Origin of the sequence: Microcystis sp. M_QC_C_20170808_M9Col, from assembly GCF_007095495.1 — a bacterium.
In the GTDB taxonomy this organism is placed as follows: domain Bacteria; phylum Cyanobacteriota; class Cyanobacteriia; order Cyanobacteriales; family Microcystaceae; genus Microcystis; species Microcystis aeruginosa.
Genome location: NZ_SFBZ01000035.1, coordinates 12,336 through 31,559 on the forward strand (window position 1 = coordinate 12,336; position 19,224 = coordinate 31,559).

Here is a 19,224-nt window from a genome sequence, read left to right on the forward strand (position 1 = left end):
CCTACTCCTCAACCAAGGGAAGATTTTTGATTTTGACAAGAGGTCTATACTTAATAGAGCCGTAGATTAATAACATTGTCGTTAAAGTCATGGCCATAATTAGGGGAGCGATTTTGGCTAACCAGAAAGCCACGAAGATTATGCCGATTCCGTCAGCGAGTAAGATGGGTAAACGTGGCCCTATGCCATGGTCAATAATTTTTCCCGTGCTTGGCTGCAGTTGAATTTTGGCTAAACAATGAAACCAAATTTGACTGACTAAAACTATTAAAGCTCCCCATCCTATCCAGAGGGCAGCCACATAAAAGCCCGCTAATTCCAAAACAATTGTACTAATTGTGACGATAAAAAAGCGATCGAGGCGAGGATCGCTGGTTTTTTGCTGAAATTGGGCAATTTCTCCCAAGTCCACCGCTGCCATGCGTGCCTGTTCCATACACATCCCCAGGGTACCTAGGGCAAGAATAGCAGCGGATAGGTTTTCCGGTGAGAATATTTGGGAGATTATGCCTAAACTAGCCGGAAAAAACAGTAAAAAAAGGATCGTTCGTCTCATCTATTCGGGGTGGGGTCGGATTAAGATAAGAAATGCTCTTGACTTGATCATTTCTGTAATGTCTTGTTTGCCTCCTTTTCAAAATGCTCTCCTTCTCACCCAAGCTTTAACCCATCGTTCCTATGTCAATGAACAGTCCGAATTGACGGAAAATAACGAGCGCCTAGAATTTTTGGGCGATGCGATTTTGGCTTTTTTGGTGGGCGAACTGTTGTATCAAAAATATCCCGCCATGAACGAGGCAGAATTAACCCGTTTGCGGTCAAATTTGGTCAAAGAAGAACAATTAGCGCAATTGGGCATCGAAATCGGCCTGGGGGAGTTAATGCGTTTAGGCAAGGGGGCAATTAAAGATCGGGGGCGATCGAATCCTACCCTATTAGCGGACACTTTTGAAGCGATAATTGGGGCTTATTATCTAGATTCGGGGTTAAATGCGGTTAAAAACTATCTGCACCAACTTTTTATCCCTGTAGCCTCTCATTTAGTCTCTCAACAATCGGAATCGCCATCTTTTATCGATGCCAAAAATCTCTTTCAACAGTGGGCCTTGGCCAATTTCGCCTCTAATCCAGAATATGCGATCATCGATGTGACAGGACCCCCCCACGCTAGGGAATTTACTGCCGAAGTGCGGGTTAATCATCTTCTCTACGGTACAGGTAAAGGTAAACGGAAACAGGATGCCACCAAAGCGGCTGCCGAAGATGCCTTAAAGCGCTGTCAATTGCCAGAGTAAATAGGGTTTGCGGCAAAAAGTTTTGCGTGGGGGCAGGGTGTGGGGTGTGGGGTGTGGGGTGTAGGGTGTAGGGTTTTACCGATTTTGAGGGGGTCAATTACCTAATTTTCGGGGAAAAAGTGCCTAAATTTCCCCCCGATCACTCCAAGGGCTGGTACTTTTTGATGGGAAAAAAGTCTAAAATTTTTATCCAACAAAGTTTTTAGATTTATTCAGCAAATTCCACTTATCTTAGGGGCCACCAATTAACTTTATCTCTGGTGGCACTGTACACTTCTTTTAAACCCTCGGCATCTAGTACCCGAATTAAATCCCCCGTCGATTCTGAGGCAATTAATCCCACGGTTTGCAATCCTTTTAATACCTGTTCGACGGTGCGTTGATTGAGTTGACAAGCGCGAGCAATCACATCGACGGATAAATCAAAAGTATAGATATTTTCGGCATCTGGTTGACTGCCTAATTCTCTTTCTTGATAGATTAAAGCTCTGAGTAAAGTGGCTACAGCTTGGGGTGGATAGCTACTGCAATTAAGCAAATGATACTCGAATTTTTGCTGTAATTCAAATAACAAACAGTACCGTTGACGAAAACTTTGGTTATCGTTGTAAATCTTTTCTAGTGCCGATAAGGGAATTTTCAGGACGTGGGTAGTTTTATAGGATTCCACCAAACAGGGAAAGGCGCGACTGGCTAAACCATAACTAAAGGGTAAACTCCTCATGCCAAAACAGCCACCGGGGTAGGTAATGGCAATAATCCGGTCGAGGGGAGTGCTGCGGACGACGATTACACCCTCATTCAAAATCACATACAAAACATCTAGAAATTCATCGGGGAGAAAAGCCGTATAGACGGGACGATTGGAAAATAGCGTCTCTAACTTGAGATTGTCAGCATCCAGATACTGACTTAACCAAGCCTCCTCTAGTCCGCGAAAGAGAAAACTCTGGTTAATCAATTGTTGTAGGAGGGTTGTTTTTTTGGCCTTGACGCTCTTACCCATAGTCTCAAACCTAGATGTAGCACTGATTTTATCTTCTCACAGTTTCCCTTGTTATCGCCTTATTCCCAATTTGTTTTATAAATGTATTGAAATTTTGTTTCCTGTGCTGTAGGATTAAACTACACCTGAAAACAGATACAACCTCAGAGTAAATCTTAGGAGCGCCGCCGATGCAGTTATCCCAGTCTTGTTTATCCCTACTCGTGGCAACTGTCCTGACGGGGGGAACGCTGGTATCCTGCACCCCATCCCCCACCAATAGCGGCAATGACAGCCAAAAACCCGTGACTGTGACGCTTGTTTCCTATGCTGTCACCCAAAGTGCCTACGAAAAAATCATTCCCGAATTTGTCGAGGAATGGCAACAAAAAACGGGGCAAAAGGTAACTTTTGAACAGAGTTATGGTGGTTCCGGTTCCCAAACTCGTGCCGTTATCGATGGTTTAGAAGCGGATGTGGTAGCGTTGGCTTTAGCTTTGGATACCAAGAAAATTGAGCAAGCGGGATTAATTCAACCCGGTTGGGAAAAAGAAGCTCCCAATGACTCTATTGTTCATAAATCTGTAGTGGCTTTTGTTCCTCGTGATGCCAATATTAAAATTAATAAATGGTCAGATTTAGCCAAGGATAATATTAAAGTTATTACCGCTAATCCCAAGACTTCTGGCGGAGCGCGCTGGAATTTTCTCGCTCTTTGGGGTTCGGTGACGCAAGCGGGAGGCAGTGAACAAGCGGCGCCAACTTTTGTCGAAAAAGTGTTTAAAAATGCGCCAGTTTTACCTAGAGATGCTCGCGAATCTAGTGATGTATTTTTTAAACAAGGCCAGGGAAATGTGCTGATTAATTACGAAAATGAGATGATTCTCGCTAACCAAAAAGGTGAGAATTTAGCTTATACTGTTCCCACCGATTATAACATTTCTATTGATAATCCCGTGGCGGTTGTTGATGCCAATGTGGATAAAAAAGGTACGAGAAAAGTGGCCGAGGCTTTTGTGCAGTTTTTATTTACCCCAGAGGCACAAAGAGAATTTGCTCAGGTGGGGTTTCGTCCCGTTGAACCGACGGTATTTAAAGAGTTTGAGAGTAAATTTCCTCAGATAAAAAATCTCTTTACCGTGCAGGATTTAGGCGGTTGGGATAAGGTACAAAAGCAATTCTTTGATGATGGAGGCTTGTTCGATAAAATTCTCACTAAAGCTGGTAAATCCTAAGGAGAAAAACCATGGATAATCAACCTCAATGGCAGACTATTAATCATCCCCAAAGTGACTTACATCTCGATCAATCTGGACTTGATCGCCCCACGTCCCGAAGAATAAAAATTCGGATTCCTAAACAATATATTAACGAGCCAATTATAGCACGTTTAGGGTCTTTTCCAGGTCTAAAAGTGAATATATTTTCCGCTTTGTTAGCGGCAAATAATAATCAAGATGGCTGGTTCGATCTACAACTACAAGGCAACTCCCAAGGGATAGAAAATGCCCTTTCCTATCTGGCAGATTTAGATGTAGAAGTTTGGTATGATTCAGCACAAGTTCTTGAAGAAGCGGACAATTGGTAATCTCTAGCAATAATAAACAATGGCTAACCCACAATTATCTTTATCTCCCAGTCAACCCCTGAAAAAAGTTTCTATTCCTTGGGTAATTACCATTAGTTATCTAGTGGTTTTGTTGGTTTTACCGGCGGCGGCACTATTTGCTAAATCCCTAACTCTTGGTTTTGCCGAATTTTGGCGCATTGCCACTTTACCGATTTCTTTGTCCGCTTACCAAGTCACTTTTTTGACTTCCTTAATCGCCGGATTAATTGACGGAGTTTTTGGCACTATTATCGCTTGGGTATTAGTGCGTTATCGATTCCCGGGTAAAAAAATTGTCGATGCTTGTGTGGATTTGCCCTTTGCTTTACCCACTTCTGTTGCTGGTTTAGTCCTAGCCACAGTTTACAGTGATAACGGTTGGCTCGGTCAATTTTTTGCCCCCTTTGGCATTAAGATATCCTTTACCATTTTAGGGGTTTTTGTGGCGATGTTATTTATCGCTTTACCCTTCATTGTCCGCACCTTACAGCCAGTTTTACAGGAAATGGAAAAAGAAGTAGAAGAAGCGGCTTTATCCCTCGGCGCTTCCTCTTGGCAAATCTTCTGGCGAGTTATTTTTCCCACAATACTACCCGCTATTTTAACAGGAGTTGCCCTCGGTTTTGCCAGAGCGATCGGTGAATATGGTTCCGTAGTTATTATCTCCTCTAATATTCCCTTTAAGGATTTAATTGCCCCAGTTTTAATCTTCCAAAGACTAGAGGAATATGATTACACAGGTGCGACAGTAATCGGCATGGTTTTATTACTGGTTTCTTTGTTCATGTTAGTAGTAATTAATTTCCTGCAGCAATGGGGGCAAAAATACAGAGTTAAGTAAAGAGTAAAAAATATTAGAGTATGACTGGAGACAGATCAAAAATGCTGAGTCTAAAAAAATCAACTAAACCGAAAGAGTGGGATTACAAACCCCTACTAATTATCATCGCCCTTGTTTATCTGGCACTATTATTATTTATTCCGGCGGCGGCAGTATTTTACTATGCTTTTCGCAATGGATTCCAAGCTTTTTTAGAAGCGGCGGGAACTTCTGACTTTATCGAAGCGGTAAAATTAACAGTAATTATTGCTCTAATTACTGTACCTTTAAACACAATTTTTGGACTTTGTGCAGCTTGGGTAATTGCTCGCAATCAATTTCGTGGCAAAACTTTATTAATTAGTTTAATTGACTTACCTTTTGCCGTTTCTCCCGTGGTAGCGGGTTTAATGATTGTACTGCTCTATGGGCGCAATGGTTGGTTAGGTTCTTTCCTAGAATTTTTCGATATAAAAATACTTTTTGCTTTACCCGGAATGGTATTAGCAACTATATTTGTTACTATGCCTTTTGTCGCTAGAGAAGTTATCCCAGTCTTAGAAGAAATTGGCTTGGAACAAGAGGAAGCGGGGCGCACTTTAGGGGCAAGTGATTGGCAGATTTTCTGGCGCATAACTTTACCCAATATTCGTTGGGGATTGATGTACGGAGTGCTGTTAACTAATGCCCGGGCGATGGGAGAATTTGGGGCGGTTTCTGTGGTTTCTGGCAGTATTTTAGGGAGAACTGCTACCCTGCCAATTTTCGTAGAACAGGCCTATAAAAATTATCTAACTCCTGCCGCTTTTAGTGCGGCGGCTATTCTCGCCTTACTAGCGGGAGTTACTTTAATTATCAAAGAAATTCTCGAACGTAAAACCGCCCACAAAATTCACACTACCTAACTACAAAAAACCTAAAAATATGAGCGGGCGTTGGGTTTCATGCTTCAACCCAACCTGCGTTCTACAAAAAACCTAAAAATATGAGTATTACCATCCAGCAAGTTTCTAAACGTTTCGGCAATTTTCAAGCTTTATATAATATCAGTTTAACCATTCCTGAAGGCAAATTAGTCGCCCTCCTCGGACCATCGGGATCGGGAAAATCCACCTTATTACGTTCAATTGCCGGATTAGAAACTCCCGACAGTGGCGCAATTATCATTAACGGACAAGATACTACTCATCTGGATCCTAGACGGAGAAATATCGGCTTTGTTTTTCAACATTATGCCCTATTTAAACATTTAACTGTTCGTCAAAATATTGCTTTTGGGCTAGAAATTCGCCAGCAAAAATCGCCAGTAATTAAGAAAAGAGTTGAGGAATTATTAGAATTAATTCAATTACAAGGATTAGGCGATCGCTACCCCGCCCAATTATCGGGAGGACAACGGCAGCGAGTAGCTTTAGCCCGCGCTTTAGCAATTCAACCGAATGTATTATTATTGGATGAACCCTTTGGAGCTTTAGATGCAAAAGTTAGAAAAGAATTAAGGGTATGGCTGAGAAATTTACATAAAGAAGTTCACGTTACCAGTGTTTTTGTTACCCACGATCAAGAGGAAGCAATGGAAGTAGCCGATACGATTGTCGTGATGAATCATGGTAAAATTGAACAGGTGGGTTCTCCCGCCGAAATTTACGATCATCCAGCCACACCTTTTGTGATGCAGTTTATTGGGGAAGTGAATATCTTACCTAATCTAGCGGGATTAGGAAATGGACATCATCCGGGGGATAATTCCACCGTTTTTATCCGTCCCCACGACCTGGAAATTATGCCCGAACAAGATGGGTTGAATAGTTGGGCAGTGGTAAAAAGAGTTATTCATTTAGGCTGGGAAATACAAGTAGAATTAATGTTAGCCGATGGGGAAATGGTGGTGGCTTATCTCAATCGTGAGGAATACAAGCAATTACAGTTACAACCAGAACAAACGGTACATTTAAAACCGAGAAAAGCGACCTTACTCACTGATTTTGACAATAAAAGTGAGAAAGTTATCGATTACTCAATTTAAAAACTCCAGGTATATTAAAGAGTTTTTCATAAAGATGAAGTACAACTTAATTTGGTCTTGAAGCTCTTTTATTAGTTTTGGTAAGAAAATTATAAGCAGCTAGACACAATTAATTACACATATCTAATACTAAATCCCGTTATTAAAAACTGATTATTTATTCCCCCTTTTGCATGAGTGCCTCTTGCATGAGTGCCTCTCCTCTATAAGTAGCCTATACTCAACGGATTTAGTATAAGCGGTTTAAATAGGGTTTGCTGAAAAAGTTTGTTGGTGGGGTTAGGAGTCGGTCGTTAGGAGTCTCCGAGTCAGTAGCCGGTCGTTTCAGGCTTTGTTGCCCTCTTTTTTCGTACCAGTTTATGTACTAAAAGAAGGATAATGCCAGGTTTTTGAAGGTCTTAATCCTATATTCTTGCACTAACATCGGATTTTAACAGGTCAAAAGCCTTATTTTAAAAGGGTTTTACCATTATTCAGCAAGCCCTATATAGGGTTTGCTGAAAAAGCTTTTCCTAGGGGCAGGGTGTGGGGTGTGGGGTGTGGGGTGTGGGGTTTTACCGATTTTCAGGTGGTCAACTACCTAATTTTCAGGGAAAAAGTACCTGAATTTTCCCCCGATTTAGATTTATTCAGCAAGCCCTATATAAACAAAAAAACTGCTAAAAAAAGGGGCTTTGCGCCCCTAAAAATCTTTAGTCAACCGATTAAAAATCTACACCAGACTATAGACAATTACCAAACCCAAAACTGCGGCAAAGACAATTAAAGCGTAGAATTGGGCGCGACCATTTTCGAGGTATTTAAGACCTTCACCACTGACAAGAGTAGCTAAACCAGTTAAATTCACTGCCCCATCGATAACGCGATAATCCACTTCCATAATTTGCCGTGCGAGACGACGACAACCCTGGACAAAAACTCGATCATAGAGATTATCAATGTACCACTTGTTCAGGGAAAAACGATACAAAACGGGGAATTTTTCGGCAATAGTTGCGGGGTCAATTTTCTTCTGGAGATACATCAAAGAAGCGACAGTAATCCCGATTAAAGCAATCCCCACCGAATTACCCGCCATAATCAGAAACTCTGTCCAATCAAAAGCATGAACTTCTTCCACTACTTCGTTAGGAACATGAATAAAACCCTCGAAGAAATTCTGCCAAGGTTTACCCACCAAACCGATTAACAAAGAGGGAACCGCCAAAATCATGAGAGGTAAAGTCATAGTAATTGGCGATTCGTGGGGTTCATGGGCATGATGGCCGTGGTTGTCTTCTTCCTGCGCTTCCGAGTCTAATTGCTTAACATTCATTGCCCCCGGTCCAAAAGCCGGAATCGCGCCCGCATTGGCTAACAGTCGGCGTTTAATCTCCTTATTAGTCCCTCTAAACTCCCCTTCAAAAGTGTTAAAGTACATCCGGAACATATAAAAAGCTGTTAAACCCGCAGTAGCCCAACCGATTAACCATAAGGACGGGTTCGCCTCAAAAGCTAAACCGAGAATTTCATCCTTCGACCAGAAACCAGCGAAAGGAGGAATCCCACAGATGGCCAGAGTTCCCACCAGGAAAGTTAGGGCAGTAATGGGCATATACTTGCGTAAACCGCCCATCATTCGCATATCTTGCGCTAAAACCGGCTCATGACCGACCACATCCTCCATACCGTGGATGACCGAACCAGAACCGAGGAACAACATCGCTTTAAAATAAGCATGGGTCATCAGGTGGAATAACCCCGCACTATAAGCGCCGATACCCATAGCCATAACCATATAACCCAATTGGGAGATGGTGGAATAGGCTAAACCCTTTTTGATATCATTCTGGGTGAGGGCGATACTTGCCCCTAGGAAGGCAGTAAAAGCCCCCGTCCAAGCAATTACCGTCATCGCCGTGGGAATTGGCTCAAAAACGGGATACATCCGGGCAATCAGGAAAACTCCAGCGGCCACCATCGTGGCGGCGTGAATGAGGGCCGAAATCGGGGTCGGACCTTCCATGGCATCTGGTAGCCAGACATGAAGGGGAAACTGGGCTGATTTGGCCACGGGTCCAAGGAAGACTAAAACGGCGAATAATGCCGCTAAACTGCTGGCAATGGCTCCAGAAGAGACTAATTCCTCTAGACGTTCACCCATGATATCAAACTCGAAGCTGCCGGTAGCCCAGAAAAGACCCAGCATTCCTAGTAATAAGCCAAAATCGCCGACGCGGTTGGTAACAAAGGCTTTTTGACAGGCCTCGGCAGCCGCCGGACGAGTGAACCAGAAACCTACCAGCAGATAGGAACACATCCCCACCAATTCCCAGAAAACGTAGATCTGGACGAGGTTGGGACTGATGACCAAACCGAGCATAGAACTGCTAAAAATGCTCAGATAGGCGTAAAAACGCACATAACCGGGGTCGTGGGCCATGTAACCATCGGTATAAATCATCACCAAAAAGGCCACGGTGGTGACGATAACCGACATTAAAGCACTGAGGTGATCGATCGTATAACCCATTTTCAGGTGAAAGTTACCCGCCGATGCCCAATCGATCATTTGGTTGTAGGGAGCGTGTCCATTGATTTGACTCCACAGCAGCGCAAAAGACAGCACCATCGACGCGCCGAGGGTAGAAATGATTAATACAGCATTCACCTGTCGCAGACGATTGGTGACTTCATTAAAGGAAATTAAGCCCGCGCCGACTAGGGTAGCGCCTACCAAAGGCAGGACGGGAACTAGCCACGCGTACTGATAAAGCGGTTCCATTCAGTAATACCTAGTTTACAACTTCACACTATTTGGTTTATCTTCATCTATTGTGACATAGGTTAATTCTTAAGAAAGTGTTTATACCTAGTTTTGCTCAATAGGGCGGCGAAAGGTCAAAGGATCTTATCAATTTGGCAGTTTAGCGAGCGGGACGGTAATTTTTAGGGAGAAGCGGGAAAATTATCGAATAACCACGAAAGCAAGAGAAAGACCAAATACGGGTTTCCCCTAGCTAATACGACAATTTATTTAGTACAATTTAACTATACCGATCAAAATTAGTCTAAAAGGGAAATCATTCTTTATATAGTGCCTGTCACAGTTAAAATCATTGAGTATGATGGGGAGTTTAACTTAACGAGGTATCATGTCCACCGCTCGCCATATCCTAGCACTTCTAAAAAGTCATGTAGAAGGAGAAGAGCAGCAATTTTATTCTGCTGCCCTACAGATGGCTGCACACGAAGCAAGACAAGGACATGGTAAGTTAGCCCAAGAAATTCGCGAATTAATTGACCAAGCAAAGGCTAGTAAATCGGTTATTGAAAAAAAATCTGATCCAATTCCTTTAGTACAACCAAAAGGAGATTTAGCCAATCTGGTTTCGGTCAGATATCCCGATATTCGATTATCGGATATGATTTTAACCTCTGACCTTGAATTTAGACTTAAACGAGTATTAACTGAACAAAGACAAGGAAAAAGACTCAGAGAACATAATCTTATGCCTCGTCGGAAACTGTTGTTAGTAGGTCCACCGGGTTCTGGTAAAACAATGACGGCTGAAGCTTTAGCAGGAGAGCTTAAATTACCTTTGTTTACGACTTTATACGATAGTCTAATGGGCAAGTATATGGGAGAAACGGCTAGTCGTTTAAAAGTGATTTTTGAGGCAATGACAATAACAAAAGGGGTCTATTTTTTTGATGAATTTGATGCGATTGGGACTCAACGTCATAATTCTAACGACGTGGGAGAAATTCGTCGCATTCTCAATTCTTTTTTGATGTTTTTAGAACAAGAGCAAGGGGATAGTTTGATTTTGGCAGCAACTAATCATCCTCAGTTACTAGACAAAGCTCTTTTTAGGCGTTTTGATGATGTAATTGAATATCAGCTTCCCGATGCCGCAATTATTCGTGAATTGATTGAATCTCGTCTTATTTCTTTTGAAATTGACTGGAAAGATTGGTCAAACATTCTTAATCAAGCCAATGGACTCGCTCAAGCTGAAATTGTCAGAGCGACAGATGACGCAGCCAAGCAAGCTGTTTTGTCAAATAGTCAGAAGGTGAGCGAAGATTCTCTGATTTCAGCTATTATGGAACGTAAGGATCTGAACTTCAATGAATAAAACCTAATCCCATAATGTCGCAACGTTCTCGCCGTCTTCCTCACTTGTATCTACGGAATAACCCTCGATTTCGCTCAAGCATTAATTATACTTCACCGCGCTCAGTTAATGCTCCACCACCACTCGATCGGAACAGAATAGAACACGCTGCAAAATTAGAACTTGCTATTGGTGAAGCGATTACGAAAGCTCGTCAACAATTAGAATCCCGTTTATCGGAAATTGCCGTCGGACAACCCGGATTCTATTTAGAATTTCAGGTAACAAAAGATCAAGCGAATGCTTTTGACAGCTTAGAAAATAAAACTAAAAAAATTGAATTAGTTGCTGTTAAGCCTTCTTCTGACCAAGAAGACACAGTTAAAGCTACGGTTTTTGTACCAGAGTCAGCGATAGAATTTTTTGAGAAAAAAGTAGAACAATATCGTGATGAAGAAACAACAAAAGGAAAGCCAAAAAATGCAGCCCTAATAACCCGACTAGAAAACGTTGAAATTGGTACAGTTCAATCATTATTTACTGATGATCCTGCTTTATTTCCTCAGAATGGACAAGCAATCTGGTGGGAAGTATGGTTACGTCATGGACAACTTGAAGATTTTCAAACTATTGCTCAAAGACTCGATATTCTGACTAAATCTCATATACATTTTCTCGAAAGAACTGTTACTTTAGCTATGGCTAATGTAGAAAAAATAAAGCAAGTTATTCAAAATTCTGATACAGTTGCCGAATTAAGAATTGCTAAAGAGACGCCTTCCTTTTTTCTTAATATGAGATCACTTGAACAGGAACAATGGGTAGAGGATTTATGTAATCGAACTTTACCTCCTCAAGATGATGCTGTTGCTGTCTGTCTTCTTGATACAGGCGTTAATTGGAGACATAAACTTATTGGGAAAGGTCTTGATATTAGTGACTTACATACTTGTGATCCTAATTGGGAAGACCATGATCATCATGGACATGGTACTCAAATGGCAGGACTAATTCTATATTCTGATTTATATGAGGCTTTACAAACACAAGGATATATAACGCTTATTCACCGTTTAGAATCAGTTAAAATTCTCCCTCCTGTCGGACAAAATGATCCTGAACTTTATGGCGCAATTACAGAGCAAGCAATCTCTCTCCCAGAAATACAAAATCACAAGCGAAAACGTATTTTCTGTATGGCTGTAACTAGCGAGCATCCATCACCAAATTATGGAACTCCCTCCTCATGGTCAGCCGCAATAGATCAACTATCTTTTGGTGAAGATAATTTTAAACGATTAATCATTATTTCAGCAGGAAATATCAGAGAAGAAATATCTTTATCTGATTATTTAACCCGCAATGATGTGGCAACAATTGAAAACCCAGCACAAGCTTGGAATGCTCTTGTTGTGGGAGCTTATACTGAAAAAGTTAATATCAGTCATCCCGACTTTCAAGGTTGGCAACCTATCGCTCCTTGGGGTGATTTATCTCCTAGAAGTCGTACTTCTGTTTCTTGGGAAAATCAATGGCCAATTCGTCCTGATATTGTTTGTGAAGGAGGAAATTATGCCTCAGATGGGGAAAATTCTGCACAAATAATTGACGATTTATCTCTCTTGACCACTTATTATCGTCCCGATAAAAGATTCTTTGAATCCATGTCAGATACCAGTTGTGCAACTGCACTCGCTAGTTATATGGCTGCTCGAATTCTTTCAGAAAATCCCAAATATTGGCCAGAAACAATACGCGCTTTAATTGTTCATTCAGCCGAATGGACTGTTAGGATGAGAGCTAATTTTCCAAAGAAATTGAAGCAGCAAGATAAAAAAAATTTGATTCGTCGCTATGGATATGGTGTTCCTGATTTAGACAGAGCTTTAAAAAGTTCAAATAGTGACTTAACAATGGTTATTGAAGATCAATTGACACCTTTTAAAAAAGATGGTAGTGTCATTAAGACAAACAAAATGAATCTTCATAGCTTACCCTGGCCAAAAGAAAAGCTAGAACAATTAGGAGAAGCCAAGGTAGAATTAAGAGTAACTTTATCGTATTTTATTGAACCTGATCCAGGGAACCGTGGCTATAAAAGAAAACACCGTTATGCCTCTTATGGACTCAGATTTGAAGTAAAAAAACCTTCAGAAACTAATAAAGAATTTCAAAAAAGAATTAATAAAGCTACCAGAGACGAAGAAGAACATAGTTCTACCAGTAAAGAGGAAGATAACTGGTTTTTGGGTCCTTATTTAAGGAGTCAAGGTTCACTTCATTCTGATATATGGACAGGAACGGCCGTCGATTTAGCAAGTAGAGGAATGATAGGCGTTTATCCTGTTGGTGGATGGTGGAAAGAACAAACACAAGAGGAACGCCATGATCAACCTGTTCGCTATACATTAATTGTAACGATTCGAGTACCAGAAATTGAGTGTGATATTTACACCCCTGTATCTAATTTAATTTTAATCAGTCAAGATACACCCACTAACATACCAATAGAAACAGAGATTTAATCTTTACATCGAACTTCATCCATTAAATATATCTCAGGAATTGAGACAATTGGTAACGATTTTCTGTCAGTTTCCCTACCAACTTTTTCACCTTCCCTCCCCAACAACCCAACTTAATCAGCGTGATTCAGACATGGCTAGAGGAAATAGAGGTGTAGATGAACTAAAAAGTTAGTCAATAGTGGGTAAAATGTTTGTGTATAGGACATTTTTTCCCCATGACTAAACCCTTAGACTCCCTGAAACAGCCCAATCCCTCAGAAAAAACAGCCCCTAGAGATGATTGGTTAGATAGCGAACTATCTCGTTTAGAAGATTATGAACCTTACGATTGGGGAGAAATAGATCCCTTAATGTTAGGCAAACCCGTACAATATGTTTCTAGTATTGGCTTAGTTGTCGAGGGTGGCAAAGATTGGGGTTGCTGATTTGCAATAGGAATCTTCTTGTGTGGGGTTTTTAAAACCTAGAGCTAAACTAACTTTTGGATAGGATGCACAGTTGGCATTCATAGCTTGAGTCAGCAACACCCCTCCCCAGCAACCCAAGTTAATCAGTGCGATTAAAACATGGCTAGAGGAAATAGAGGTTTAAGCGATGGTTAATCTTCTGGATCTTAGTCAGTTATACTAAGTATATCCATAACTTATACTTTTTAATAGCAGAACCGACTGAAGAGCAATATTTACCTATTCAGGTATTAGATACCCTAGCTTATCCATCTGCCAACCTAACTTAGTTGGCTGCTGATAAACCTTTTTTAAAGTGTTAATATCCCGGCTAGAAATCGGGGCAATATCTCTAGTTTGAGCGAAATACATCACATCCGTCTCTAGGGGACTATGACCCCAAATTCCCAAAGCGTGACCTAATTCGTGCCGCGCTGCCGCTAAGGCCGACCGATCGGCTAAATTGGGACTAATCTGGATACTCATCCGATGAGTTAAGCGATTTTCCTTGACAAAAATCTCGTATTGTGTTATGGCAGAACGCACCCGGGGCAGTTCTAACTTACCCGTTTCGGCATTAAAACGGACTCCCGACGGCGGTAACTCCCGTTTAATGAGGATATCGGCCAATTCTGCCCGATTGACCAACTCCATCGGCAAATACTGCCCCCATTCAGCGATCGCCTGTTGTACCAAACTCAGCAAAGAACTGCGATCGCTGTGAACATAAATCTTCACGGGAAATTGCGACCAAATCAACGCCCCCACGGGACTGATTTCCACAGCATCAAAATAATCCCCGGACTGGTTTTGCTCTTGCCATTGGGCTAAATTAGCGGGTAAAGGATGGGTTTTTAACTCTGGTAGCGATCGACTGTCGGCGATCAAAGAATAGGAAAACAGCAAAAGACTCGCCAAGGCTGCGAGTCCTAGAAAAGAGAACCGACCTCTTAGCATTTAGCGATTTAACCAGCCGGCACTTAGTACAATAGTTAGGGTGATAAATACCGTCCCCAACGCCCAAGTCACCTGATTTAAGGTTTTTTCCGCCGTTTTTGCGCTGGTAAAAATCTGTGATTGGCCGCCAATACCGCCAATACCATCCCCTTTGGGACTGTGTAATAACACCAAAATCGCCAGAAAGGCCGCCGCCAGCGCCCAAATAATCTGTACTACCAGCACCACTGTCATGATTATTACTCTCTATTTTCCATTACAAAGTATAGCAGTTATCATCAGTTATCAGTTATCAGTTATCAGTTATCAGATGTAAGTTTTAAATTTTTATGGCTCTCTCGGAAATTGGCTGAAAAATGTTCATTATCTTACATTCAAAGATGCCCTACGCCCTTTCTTCGATAAGATTTGCTGATCAGCATAACTACAAGAGAGCGGTTTTTATTGGTCATTTTTCTGCTAATTAGGGCTTGCTGAATAATGGTGAAATATAGACGAGGTAAGGGTTGTAGGGTCTTGTTTCGCGAAACAGGTGCAAGATTTTGAGAGAATCGTGCTTCCAAACCTTGCGTCTTCATCGGCCCGCGTCCTGTAGGGGCGAAGCATTCGGGCAATAACCTATCGGTGAAACCGGAGATTTTCTATCCGAATGCTTCGCCCCTACTTTTTGCCGCAAACCCTAATTAGCCAATTTTTTAATTATTTCCACTGATTACTGATTACTGATCACTGTTAAAGCGAGATGCGGACGGGAGTGCGACTGGCTTTAATTTCCACTTCGGCCGGTTTAATCAGCGATCGCCCAGTCATTTCTATCGGGACGGGAATAGCGAGAATTTCCAGGATAGTGGGGGCAATATCGGCTAAACGACCATCATCCCGCAGCTGCACATCGCCACCGTGGCCGGGTATTTTTCTCCCTTCCCCTTCAATTAAAATTAAAGGAACGGGATTAGTCGTGTGGGCGGTCCAAGGATTACCCGACTCATCCACCATCGTTTCCGCGTTACCGTGGTCGGCAGTGATTAACACTGTTCCCCCCAATTTATTGATGCTACTTAACAACTTAGCCAAGCATAGATCCACCGTTTCCACTGCTTTCATGGCCGCGTCTAAAATGCCCGTATGACCCACCATATCGGGGTTAGCGTAATTGACTACCACGAGACTATAGATCCCCTGTTCGATCGCCCCACAGACCGCTTCTGTCACCGCGGCTGCCGACATGGCCGGAGCTTGGTCATAGGTGGCGACTTTTGGACTAGGAATTAATTCGCGCACTTCTCCCTCAAAGGGTTTTTCTAACCCCCCATTAAAAAAGTAGGTGACGTGGGGATATTTTTCGGTTTCCGCACAACGAAACTGTTTTAATCCCTGTTGAGCGATCACCTGTCCTAAAATATTATTTAAATTCTGGGGAGCAAAGGCCACATCTACCGGTAATTTCGGATCGTATTGGGTGAAAGTAACAAAACTAAGCGGAGAAATTAAATCTCGATCGAAATCTTCAAAATCGGGCATAGTCAGGGCATAACATAACTGTCTAGCTCGATCGGGACGGAAATTATAGAATATCACCCCATCGTCCGCTTCGATCGCCCCCGGTGCAATTCTGGTGGGGGGAATAAATTCATCGGTAATATTTTGATCATAAAATGCCTGTAATACTTCAGTAATCGATCGCCCGTCGATACCTTGATCACTGGTCATCACGTTATAGGCTTTTTCCACCCGATCCCAACGGCGATCCCGATCCATGGCATAATAACGGCCACTGAGAGTCACCAGGCGACCGAGTTTGATTTTATTAATATGTTCTTGAATCCGTTTAATCGCCGGCATTCCGTCGGTGACATTAGTATCGCGACCATCGGTGATGACATGAATGCAGACATCGCTAATCCCTTGCACTTTCGCTAAGTCTAATAATCCCAGTAAGTGATCGAGATGGGAATGGACTCCTCCCTCGGAACATAAACCAATCAGGTGTAATTTGCTTTTTTTAGGGCGAATCTCGGCGCAGAGTTTTAATAAAGCCTGATTTTGTTGAATCGAACCATCTTCGATCGCATCGGAAATTCGTACTAACTCCTGTGGTACAACTCGCCCCGCTCCGATATTCAGGTGGCCAACTTCCGAGTTGCCCATCTGTCCTTCCGGTAGTCCCACATCCTTAGCGGAGGTGCGGATTAAGGTGTGGGGATAAACTTCCCAGAGACTATCCATAATCGGGGTTTTCGCCATTGCGATCGCATTATCCGACCTTTGCGGGCGATAACCCCAACCATCAAGGATAACCAGCACGACTGGGGATATAGGTGCGTGGGTCATGATATACAGTCCTAAATTAAGAGTGGATTTCCATGCACTAAGATAATATCATCGAAACTTCCATTGATCACTGGTCTCCTGGCGATCGACCCCCTAATGTCAGCAAATGATGGGTATGTCTCAAAAAAACGAAACAACTGCTTTAATAATCGCTCTTTTAGCCACTGCGGGCATTTTAGGTGGGGGTTACTTCTGGCTGCAAAGTCAATGTGCTGCGGGTCAAGAATTCTTTCTCTGTGGCAGCAGTAAAAGTCCGCAAAAATCCCCCACATCGGGAAGTGCCTCCTCTCCCCTACCCCCTCCCCCTTCCCCCCAGGAAGTGGTTAGTTTTGCCCCACAGACTTCTATCCCCAGTGGCACGACAATTCGCATTAACGGCTCCACCAGTATGGTACAGATTAATCAAGCCTTAAAAGCCGCTTTAACGGCCAAATTTCAGGGGGTAGAGGTCTTGACAAATGCTCAAGGATCTGATAAGGGATTAGAGGAAGTGTCCCGGGGGGCGATCGATATTGCGGCGGTGTCACGACCTTTAACCGAGTCAGAACGCTCTCAGGGATTGGCTTCTAGTCCGATCGTTCGAGATGCGATCGCTGTTGTAGTGGGAGTAAAAAATCCCTTTGCGGGGGGGTTAACCACTGCCCAAGTTAAAGATATTTTTACCGGAAAAATCACCTCTTGGTCCGAGGTGGGCGGTTCTGCTGCTACTATTCAAGTGATTAATCGTCCTCCTATTAGTGGCACTTATCAAAGTTTTCGTCAGGAAGTGCTGCAAGGGGGAGAATTTGGTAGGGGAACTAATTTTAAAATGATGGAGAGGGATGCCACCACCCCAATTTTGCGAGTTTTAGGACTGAATGGCATTAGTTACGCAACCTATAGCCAAATCGCCGACCAAAAAACCGTCAGGGCGCTCGCTGTGGACGGAATTTCAGCCAGTGAACCTAATTATCCCTGGCAGCGTACCCTTTACTACGTTTACAAAGAACCTGCTAGTGAAGCGGTCAAAGCTTTTATGGGTTTTGTGGCCTCTAGTGATGGTCAAGAAGCGATTTTTCGGGCCAATGAAGACCTACAAAAGTAGTTAGCGAGAATATCTGAAAATCTGGGAAATTTTACGCCTTGCATGACTAGGGTGAGCATTGCCTATTTTACTGTGGAGACGGGGAGGCATTGAGAATGGTTAGCTGAACACCATTATCTTTTTCATAAACGATCGCCACGGGAATGATCAACTGGGGAGCTTTTTTCGGTAAGGCGGGGAAAATATAGGCATAACCGTCTCCTTTGAGGAGAAGTCGCCAAACTCTGGGTTTGTTGGGGTCGCTGAGGTCGGTGAGTTCTTCACCAAGGAGGCGATCGTAGGCTTTGCGATCGCCGATGATCCGCAAGTCAGTCGGGTTATCGAGGGGGTTATCGAGTTTGCGTCCTAAAGGGGCATTTTTAGACATCAGAAGGGTGACGACGGGCAGTGAAGAGGTTTCGTTGATGGCATCTTTCCAAGCATCCGCTTGGGCTTGCCAACGGGCCAGCCAAAAGAGGGCCGTGAGAATAAAGAGGACGATAATTAGCTCATTCAGCAGAGAGGCGAGAAAGTTAAGAATCTTTGTCTGGGCTTCATTGAAAGTAAAGGGCAATCTTCGTAGGTATTTACTGCCCCATTTTTGACCCCAGTGCAAGGTGACGAGAATAGCGAAGACTGTCACACTCAAAACGAGAATGGTTCTCAGGAAGGCGAGGGGTTCCCCGAAAAAGGTTTGAAAGGCGGCAAGATAAAAGGATTCGCCGGGTAGGTTAAGGGTGGTGACTTCGAGTTGAAAGAAGCTGAAGTAAGTCCAGCGATAAGTCCATCCAGTAAAGTACAGGCCGGCGGCTAACAATGCCAGCACGCCGAGGAGTTTGCCGAGGGGATTGTATTCAGGGGTAGTCTGGGGTTCAGCCATGACAAACAGCCTAGTTGTGAGCGCAGAAAAGAGGTGTTAGGATTCTATCATTTCTTATTTATCTGGATCCCACATTCCGCACCCTAAAGTGTCACATTGAAAATTTTATCTAAATCGTCAAAACGATTGCCGGCTCTGAATTACAGGCTAATTTGTTTGCCCAGCAGATGCACAATTAGCCCTA

General features: G+C 42.9%; 18 protein-coding genes. 11 read left to right on the forward strand and 7 right to left on the reverse strand.

Translation table 11 applies throughout. The features are described 5' to 3' along the window. Position 1 precedes the first annotated feature (1 nt). Positions 2-556: a hypothetical protein gene (locus EWV68_RS02380; protein WP_287168685.1), complete on the reverse strand. Its 555-nt coding sequence runs from the start codon at positions 554-556 to the stop codon at positions 2-4. A gap of 58 nt (positions 557-614) precedes the next feature. Between EWV68_RS02380 and rnc the strand changes: the two genes are divergently transcribed. Next, on the forward strand, positions 615-1,295 hold the full coding sequence (gene rnc, locus EWV68_RS02385) for a ribonuclease III (RefSeq protein ID WP_287168686.1): 681 nt from the start codon (positions 615-617) through the stop codon (positions 1,293-1,295). A gap of 226 nt (positions 1,296-1,521) precedes the next feature. Here the strand turns inward: rnc and EWV68_RS02390 are convergent, their stop codons facing one another. After that, a complete protein-coding gene (locus EWV68_RS02390; RefSeq protein WP_190722456.1) occupies positions 1,522-2,301 on the reverse strand; it encodes a Crp/Fnr family transcriptional regulator in 780 nt (259 codons plus the stop codon). A 170-nt stretch (positions 2,302-2,471) separates the two neighbouring features. Here EWV68_RS02390 and EWV68_RS02395 point away from each other — a divergent pair, with 170 nt between their 5' ends. The 6 genes from EWV68_RS02395 to EWV68_RS02420 all read left to right on the forward strand — a co-directional run bounded on the left by EWV68_RS02395 (position 2,472) and on the right by EWV68_RS02420 (position 7,501). After that, positions 2,472-3,515, forward strand: coding sequence for a sulfate ABC transporter substrate-binding protein (locus EWV68_RS02395; protein WP_287168687.1), 1,044 nt, complete (start codon positions 2,472-2,474; stop codon positions 3,513-3,515). An 11-nt stretch (positions 3,516-3,526) separates the two neighbouring features. Then, a complete protein-coding gene (locus EWV68_RS02400) occupies positions 3,527-3,868 on the forward strand; it encodes an NIL domain-containing protein (RefSeq protein WP_002768372.1) in 342 nt (113 codons plus the stop codon). Positions 3,869-3,887: 19 nt separating this feature from the next. Beyond that, positions 3,888-4,730, forward strand: coding sequence for a sulfate ABC transporter permease subunit CysT (cysT, locus tag EWV68_RS02405; RefSeq protein ID WP_061432101.1), 843 nt, complete (start codon positions 3,888-3,890; stop codon positions 4,728-4,730). A gap of 41 nt (positions 4,731-4,771) precedes the next feature. Continuing rightward, the gene (gene cysW / locus EWV68_RS02410; protein ID WP_002797969.1) at positions 4,772-5,614 is read left to right on the forward strand and encodes a sulfate ABC transporter permease subunit CysW; all 843 of its coding nucleotides are present in this window, start codon (positions 4,772-4,774) and stop codon (positions 5,612-5,614) included. Positions 5,615-5,694: 80 nt separating this feature from the next. Next, complete coding sequence (locus tag EWV68_RS02415; RefSeq protein ID WP_287168688.1) at positions 5,695-6,735, forward strand: sulfate/molybdate ABC transporter ATP-binding protein; 1,041 nt, start codon at positions 5,695-5,697, stop codon at positions 6,733-6,735. A 523-nt stretch (positions 6,736-7,258) separates the two neighbouring features. After that, positions 7,259-7,501, forward strand: coding sequence for a hypothetical protein (locus EWV68_RS02420; RefSeq protein ID WP_287168689.1), 243 nt, complete (start codon positions 7,259-7,261; stop codon positions 7,499-7,501). Here EWV68_RS02420 and EWV68_RS02425 read toward each other — a convergent pair. Then, complete coding sequence (locus tag EWV68_RS02425) at positions 7,448-9,499, reverse strand: NAD(P)H-quinone oxidoreductase subunit 5 (protein ID WP_287168690.1); 2,052 nt, start codon at positions 9,497-9,499, stop codon at positions 7,448-7,450. The genes EWV68_RS02420 and EWV68_RS02425 overlap by 54 nt on opposite strands. Before the next feature lie 370 nt (positions 9,500-9,869). Between EWV68_RS02425 and EWV68_RS02430 the strand changes: the two genes are divergently transcribed. The 3 genes from EWV68_RS02430 to EWV68_RS02440 all read left to right on the forward strand — a co-directional run bounded on the left by EWV68_RS02430 (position 9,870) and on the right by EWV68_RS02440 (position 13,788). Beyond that, positions 9,870-10,856, forward strand: a complete 987-nt coding sequence (locus EWV68_RS02430) for an AAA family ATPase (protein ID WP_002798035.1) — start codon at positions 9,870-9,872, stop codon at positions 10,854-10,856. A 14-nt stretch (positions 10,857-10,870) separates the two neighbouring features. Further along, positions 10,871-13,360 carry a S8 family peptidase gene (locus EWV68_RS02435; RefSeq protein WP_287168691.1) on the forward strand — a complete coding sequence of 830 codons (2,490 nt, stop codon included), beginning with the start codon at positions 10,871-10,873 and terminating at the stop codon, positions 13,358-13,360. A gap of 218 nt (positions 13,361-13,578) precedes the next feature. Beyond that, positions 13,579-13,788 (forward strand): hypothetical protein, encoded by a 210-nt coding sequence (locus EWV68_RS02440; protein ID WP_002761322.1) that lies wholly within the window; start codon positions 13,579-13,581, stop codon positions 13,786-13,788. Positions 13,789-14,049: 261 nt separating this feature from the next. Here EWV68_RS02440 and EWV68_RS02445 read toward each other — a convergent pair whose 3' ends face one another. The 3 genes from EWV68_RS02445 to gpmI all read right to left on the reverse strand — a co-directional run bounded on the left by EWV68_RS02445 (position 14,050) and on the right by gpmI (position 17,097). Next, positions 14,050-14,766, reverse strand: coding sequence for a peptidase (locus EWV68_RS02445; RefSeq protein ID WP_287168692.1), 717 nt, complete (start codon positions 14,764-14,766; stop codon positions 14,050-14,052). After that, positions 14,767-15,000 (reverse strand): preprotein translocase subunit SecG, encoded by a 234-nt coding sequence (gene secG, locus EWV68_RS02450; protein WP_002736485.1) that lies wholly within the window; start codon positions 14,998-15,000, stop codon positions 14,767-14,769. It abuts the gene before it with no gap. Between the two features lie 498 nt (positions 15,001-15,498). Further along, a complete protein-coding gene (gpmI, locus tag EWV68_RS02455; RefSeq protein ID WP_287168694.1) occupies positions 15,499-17,097 on the reverse strand; it encodes a 2,3-bisphosphoglycerate-independent phosphoglycerate mutase in 1,599 nt (532 codons plus the stop codon). Between the two features lie 106 nt (positions 17,098-17,203). On the opposite strand from gpmI, the gene EWV68_RS02460 reads away from it, so the two are divergent. Further along, on the forward strand, positions 17,204-18,181 hold the full coding sequence (locus tag EWV68_RS02460; RefSeq protein ID WP_287168695.1) for a phosphate ABC transporter substrate-binding protein: 978 nt from the start codon (positions 17,204-17,206) through the stop codon (positions 18,179-18,181). A 67-nt stretch (positions 18,182-18,248) separates the two neighbouring features. Here the strand turns inward: EWV68_RS02460 and EWV68_RS02465 are convergent, their stop codons facing one another. Beyond that, positions 18,249-19,040, reverse strand: coding sequence for a hypothetical protein (locus EWV68_RS02465; protein WP_287168696.1), 792 nt, complete (start codon positions 19,038-19,040; stop codon positions 18,249-18,251). Between the last annotated feature and the right edge of the window lie 184 nt (positions 19,041-19,224).

Coding starts and splice junctions, on each gene's coding strand:
- EWV68_RS02380 (WP_287168685.1), bottom strand. CDS start 556: ATGAGACGAACGATCCTTTTTTTACTGTTTTTTCCGGCTAGTTTAGGC.
- gpmI (WP_287168694.1), bottom strand. CDS start 17,097: ATGACCCACGCACCTATATCCCCAGTCGTGCTGGTTATCCTTGATGGT.
- EWV68_RS02400 (WP_002768372.1), top strand. CDS start 3,527: ATGGATAATCAACCTCAATGGCAGACTATTAATCATCCCCAAAGTGAC.
- cysW (WP_002797969.1), top strand. CDS start 4,772: ATGCTGAGTCTAAAAAAATCAACTAAACCGAAAGAGTGGGATTACAAA.
- EWV68_RS02445 (WP_287168692.1), bottom strand. CDS start 14,766: ATGCTAAGAGGTCGGTTCTCTTTTCTAGGACTCGCAGCCTTGGCGAGT.
- EWV68_RS02435 (WP_287168691.1), top strand. CDS start 10,871: ATGTCGCAACGTTCTCGCCGTCTTCCTCACTTGTATCTACGGAATAAC.
- EWV68_RS02430 (WP_002798035.1), top strand. CDS start 9,870: ATGTCCACCGCTCGCCATATCCTAGCACTTCTAAAAAGTCATGTAGAA.
- EWV68_RS02465 (WP_287168696.1), bottom strand. CDS start 19,040: ATGGCTGAACCCCAGACTACCCCTGAATACAATCCCCTCGGCAAACTC.
- EWV68_RS02460 (WP_287168695.1), top strand. CDS start 17,204: ATGATGGGTATGTCTCAAAAAAACGAAACAACTGCTTTAATAATCGCT.
- rnc (WP_287168686.1), top strand. CDS start 615: ATGTCTTGTTTGCCTCCTTTTCAAAATGCTCTCCTTCTCACCCAAGCT.
- secG (WP_002736485.1), bottom strand. CDS start 15,000: ATGACAGTGGTGCTGGTAGTACAGATTATTTGGGCGCTGGCGGCGGCC.
- EWV68_RS02390 (WP_190722456.1), bottom strand. CDS start 2,301: ATGGGTAAGAGCGTCAAGGCCAAAAAAACAACCCTCCTACAACAATTG.
- EWV68_RS02395 (WP_287168687.1), top strand. CDS start 2,472: ATGCAGTTATCCCAGTCTTGTTTATCCCTACTCGTGGCAACTGTCCTG.
- cysT (WP_061432101.1), top strand. CDS start 3,888: ATGGCTAACCCACAATTATCTTTATCTCCCAGTCAACCCCTGAAAAAA.
- EWV68_RS02415 (WP_287168688.1), top strand. CDS start 5,695: ATGAGTATTACCATCCAGCAAGTTTCTAAACGTTTCGGCAATTTTCAA.
- EWV68_RS02440 (WP_002761322.1), top strand. CDS start 13,579: ATGACTAAACCCTTAGACTCCCTGAAACAGCCCAATCCCTCAGAAAAA.
- EWV68_RS02425 (WP_287168690.1), bottom strand. CDS start 9,499: ATGGAACCGCTTTATCAGTACGCGTGGCTAGTTCCCGTCCTGCCTTTG.